4 protein-coding genes and 2 pseudogenes are annotated in these 2,547 nt (G+C 75.6%); 2 read left to right on the top strand and 4 right to left on the bottom strand.

From position 1 onward, the window contains the following. Positions 1 to 220: pseudogene (locus tag ACFUEL_RS38375) on the top strand (hypothetical protein); the annotation flags it as partial. Positions 221 to 222: 2 nt separating this feature from the next. On the opposite strand, the pseudogene ACFUEL_RS38370 reads toward ACFUEL_RS38375, so the two are convergent. Beyond that, positions 223 to 594 (bottom strand): annotated as a pseudogene (locus ACFUEL_RS38370) (SMI1/KNR4 family protein); the annotation flags it as partial. A gap of 119 nt (positions 595 to 713) precedes the next feature. On the opposite strand from ACFUEL_RS38370, the gene ACFUEL_RS38365 reads away from it, so the two are divergent. After that, positions 714 to 1,304: a hypothetical protein gene (locus ACFUEL_RS38365; RefSeq protein ID WP_380242651.1), complete on the top strand. Its 591-nt coding sequence runs from the start codon at positions 714 to 716 to the stop codon at positions 1,302 to 1,304. A gap of 13 nt (positions 1,305 to 1,317) precedes the next feature. Here the strand turns inward: ACFUEL_RS38365 and ACFUEL_RS38360 are convergent, their stop codons facing one another. The 3 genes from ACFUEL_RS38360 to ACFUEL_RS38350 all read right to left on the bottom strand — a co-directional run. Beyond that, positions 1,318 to 1,587, bottom strand: coding sequence for a hypothetical protein (locus ACFUEL_RS38360; RefSeq protein WP_380242649.1), 270 nt, complete (start codon positions 1,585 to 1,587; stop codon positions 1,318 to 1,320). Between the two features lie 122 nt (positions 1,588 to 1,709). After that, entirely contained in the window at positions 1,710 to 1,946 is a 237-nt protein-coding gene (locus tag ACFUEL_RS38355) for a ferredoxin (RefSeq protein ID WP_380242648.1), read from the bottom strand. Beyond that, the coding region (locus tag ACFUEL_RS38350; RefSeq protein ID WP_380242646.1) for a cytochrome P450 at positions 1,943 to 2,547 on the bottom strand (605 nt) is incomplete at its 5' end. The genes ACFUEL_RS38350 and ACFUEL_RS38355, both read right to left, overlap by 4 nt.

Genomic DNA, 2,547 nt, shown 5'->3' with positions numbered 1-2,547 from the left:
GCCGTCCGGCCTGGCCTTCACCGAGCAGGCCGGCGGGCAGATCAAGCTGACCTGGACGGCCTCGTCCGACGACAAGGGCGTCACCGGCTACGACGTCTTCGCCGACAACGTGCTCCGCAGGAGCGTGGCCGGCGACGTCACCACCTGGACCGACACCCAGCCCGCGGCCTCCACCGTCAGCTACGTGGTGCGGGCCAGGGACGCGGCGGGCAGCTCGTCCACCGCCTCGGCCGGGCCCAGGCCGTCCGCGAGCAGCCACAGGAACTCGCCCAAGTCCCGGGCCACCACCCCCGTCTCGCCCTCCGAGCCCAGGAACACCACCGGCTGCCCGTCCAGCCCGCGCCACGGCTCGACCAGCCAGAACGCCGCGTACCCGCCGGTGCCGTCCATCGCGAACACCCGGAACAGGTCACCCGTCGCCTCCGGGTTCCCCGTCCACGCCCGCAGCCACTGCGTGGTCTCCCCGGCCGACAGGAACGCCCCGAACGCCTCCAGGTCGATCCCGTCGCCCTCCTCGTACTCGAACGGCTCCGCCAGCACGGCGGCCAGCGCCTCCGGGTACGGCCTGCCCTCGTGGTCGATCCCCAACGTCATCCGCCCAGGCTAGGCGGCGCCCCGGACAGGCGGTGCCTCGGACAGCTGGTGCTCCGGAGGGCAGTCCGTCCGGCACCCCGCCGGTCCTCGTCGTCCGGGGGCGGGCCACAATCGGCGGCATGGACGTCCTCGAACTGCTGGAGAGCGCCGGACTGCTCGCCCCCGGCGCCGCCGCCGACCCGGACGACCCCACCGTCCTGGAGATCTGGGACCTCCTCGCCCACGACGGCTGGGAGACCGTCCTCACCCTGCTGGAGGAGCCCGGCAGCAACCCGCCGGTCCCGCCCCGGATCTGGGCCGACCTCGCCGCGGCCGCCGAGGAGCTCCACCACGCCCGCAGTGCCGCCTGGTGCCGCTGGCGCCGGTACGAGGCCCGCGACGACCTGGTGATCCGCGCCGAACTCACCCTCCCGCCCGCCGCGCAGGGGCCGCGCCGGACCGCCTTCGACGGGGCGGGCGTCATGCGCCCGCTGTGGGACATCGGCCGGCGCACCCCCGACGGCGGGCCGGACCTCGCCGTCGCCGCCCTCTGGGTGGAGCACACCCCCACCCTGGGCCCCGGCGAACGCGCCACCGTCCGACTGCTCCCGCTCACCCCCGACCGCTGGCGCGGCCTGCGCCCCGGCGACCGGATCACCATGCACGAGGGCCGTCCCGTCGCCGGAACGGCCGTCGTCCTGGAGGCCCGCCGGGTGTACGGCTCGGGCTGAGCCGGGCGGCGGATCAGCCGCCGTTCCGGGCGATGGTGACGATCTGGTAGACGATGAAGGCCACCGCTCCGGCGCTCAGCAGCATGATCAGCGGGCCCATCTTGCGGTTGTCGCCGAGCACCAGGAAGGCGCGGGCGTCCTGGCCGTTGCGGGCCATCTCCTCGACGACGGCGCGGTTGCGGGCGGTGTAGTGGGTGGCGACGCCGCGGAAGTCCACGAACAGGGCCAGGCCGAAGCAGAAGAAGCCGAGCGGAATCAGGCCCAGCACGATGAAGATCAGCACGGCGGCGAGGATGGCAGCGCAGGCCGGTCGCCGTCCAGGGGTTTTGGTTGAAGCTTTACCCATCGGTGTGCGATCGAGCCGGGCCCCGGCGGCCGGTGACCGCCCGCCGGGGTGACGGGTGGTCACCAGGCGGGGGCGACCAGGGCTCCGGTGGTGGCGTCGCGGACGGTGATGGCCTCGACCGGGCACATCTCGGCGGCCTCGGTCAGTTCCGCGGAGCCCCCGGTGGCCGGACGGGTGGGCAGGGCCCGGCCGTCCGGGGCGAGGGCGAGGTCGGCGGGGGCGGTGCGGGCGCACAGGCCGCTGCCGATGCAGCGGGCCCGGTCGACCGCCACGACCAGCCGCGGGGCGTCGCTCACCAGGCCACCTCCAGGCGCAGCGGGCTGCGGGTGAGCAGGCCGGTGCGCCACTCGATCCGGTCGACGGGGGTGGCCAGCCGCAGGCCGGGCAGGGCGCGGGCGAGGTGGTGCAGGCCGAGTTCGAGCTCCATCCGGGCCAGCCAGGCGCCCAGGCAGTGGTGCGGTCCGGCGCCGAAGGTCAGCGACGGGGTGCCGAGCGGGGCGAACAGGTCGAGCGGGCCCGGCGGGTAGACCTCCGGGTCGGCGTTGGCGGCGGTGGTGTCGGCGGCGACGATCGCGCCCGCCGGGATGGTGACCCCGCCGATCTCCAGGTCGGCGGTGGCCCGGCGCAACTGGCCGGGCGCGTTGGTGCGGTCGCCGAGCGGGACGGTGCGCAGGATCTGCTCGGTCGCGGCGGCCGCGGCGGCCTGGTCCGCGCCGATCCGCCGCCAGGCCCCGGCGCCCCCTTCCGCAGGCTTTCCGTGCCCCGCAGGCTTTCCGTGCCCCGCAGGCTTTCCGTGCCCCGCGGGCTTTCCGTGCCCCGCGGGCTTTCCGTGCCCCGCGGGCTCCGCGCGGTCCGGGTCGAGCAGGTAGACCAGCGCGTTGCCGAAACTCGTCATGG

Origin of the sequence: Kitasatospora sp. NPDC057198 (assembly GCF_042670125.1) — a bacterium.
Lineage (GTDB): Bacteria > Actinomycetota > Actinomycetes > Streptomycetales > Streptomycetaceae > Kitasatospora.
Note: the sequence above shows the minus strand (reverse complement) of the source record. Positions and strands in the feature narration are given on the sequence as shown.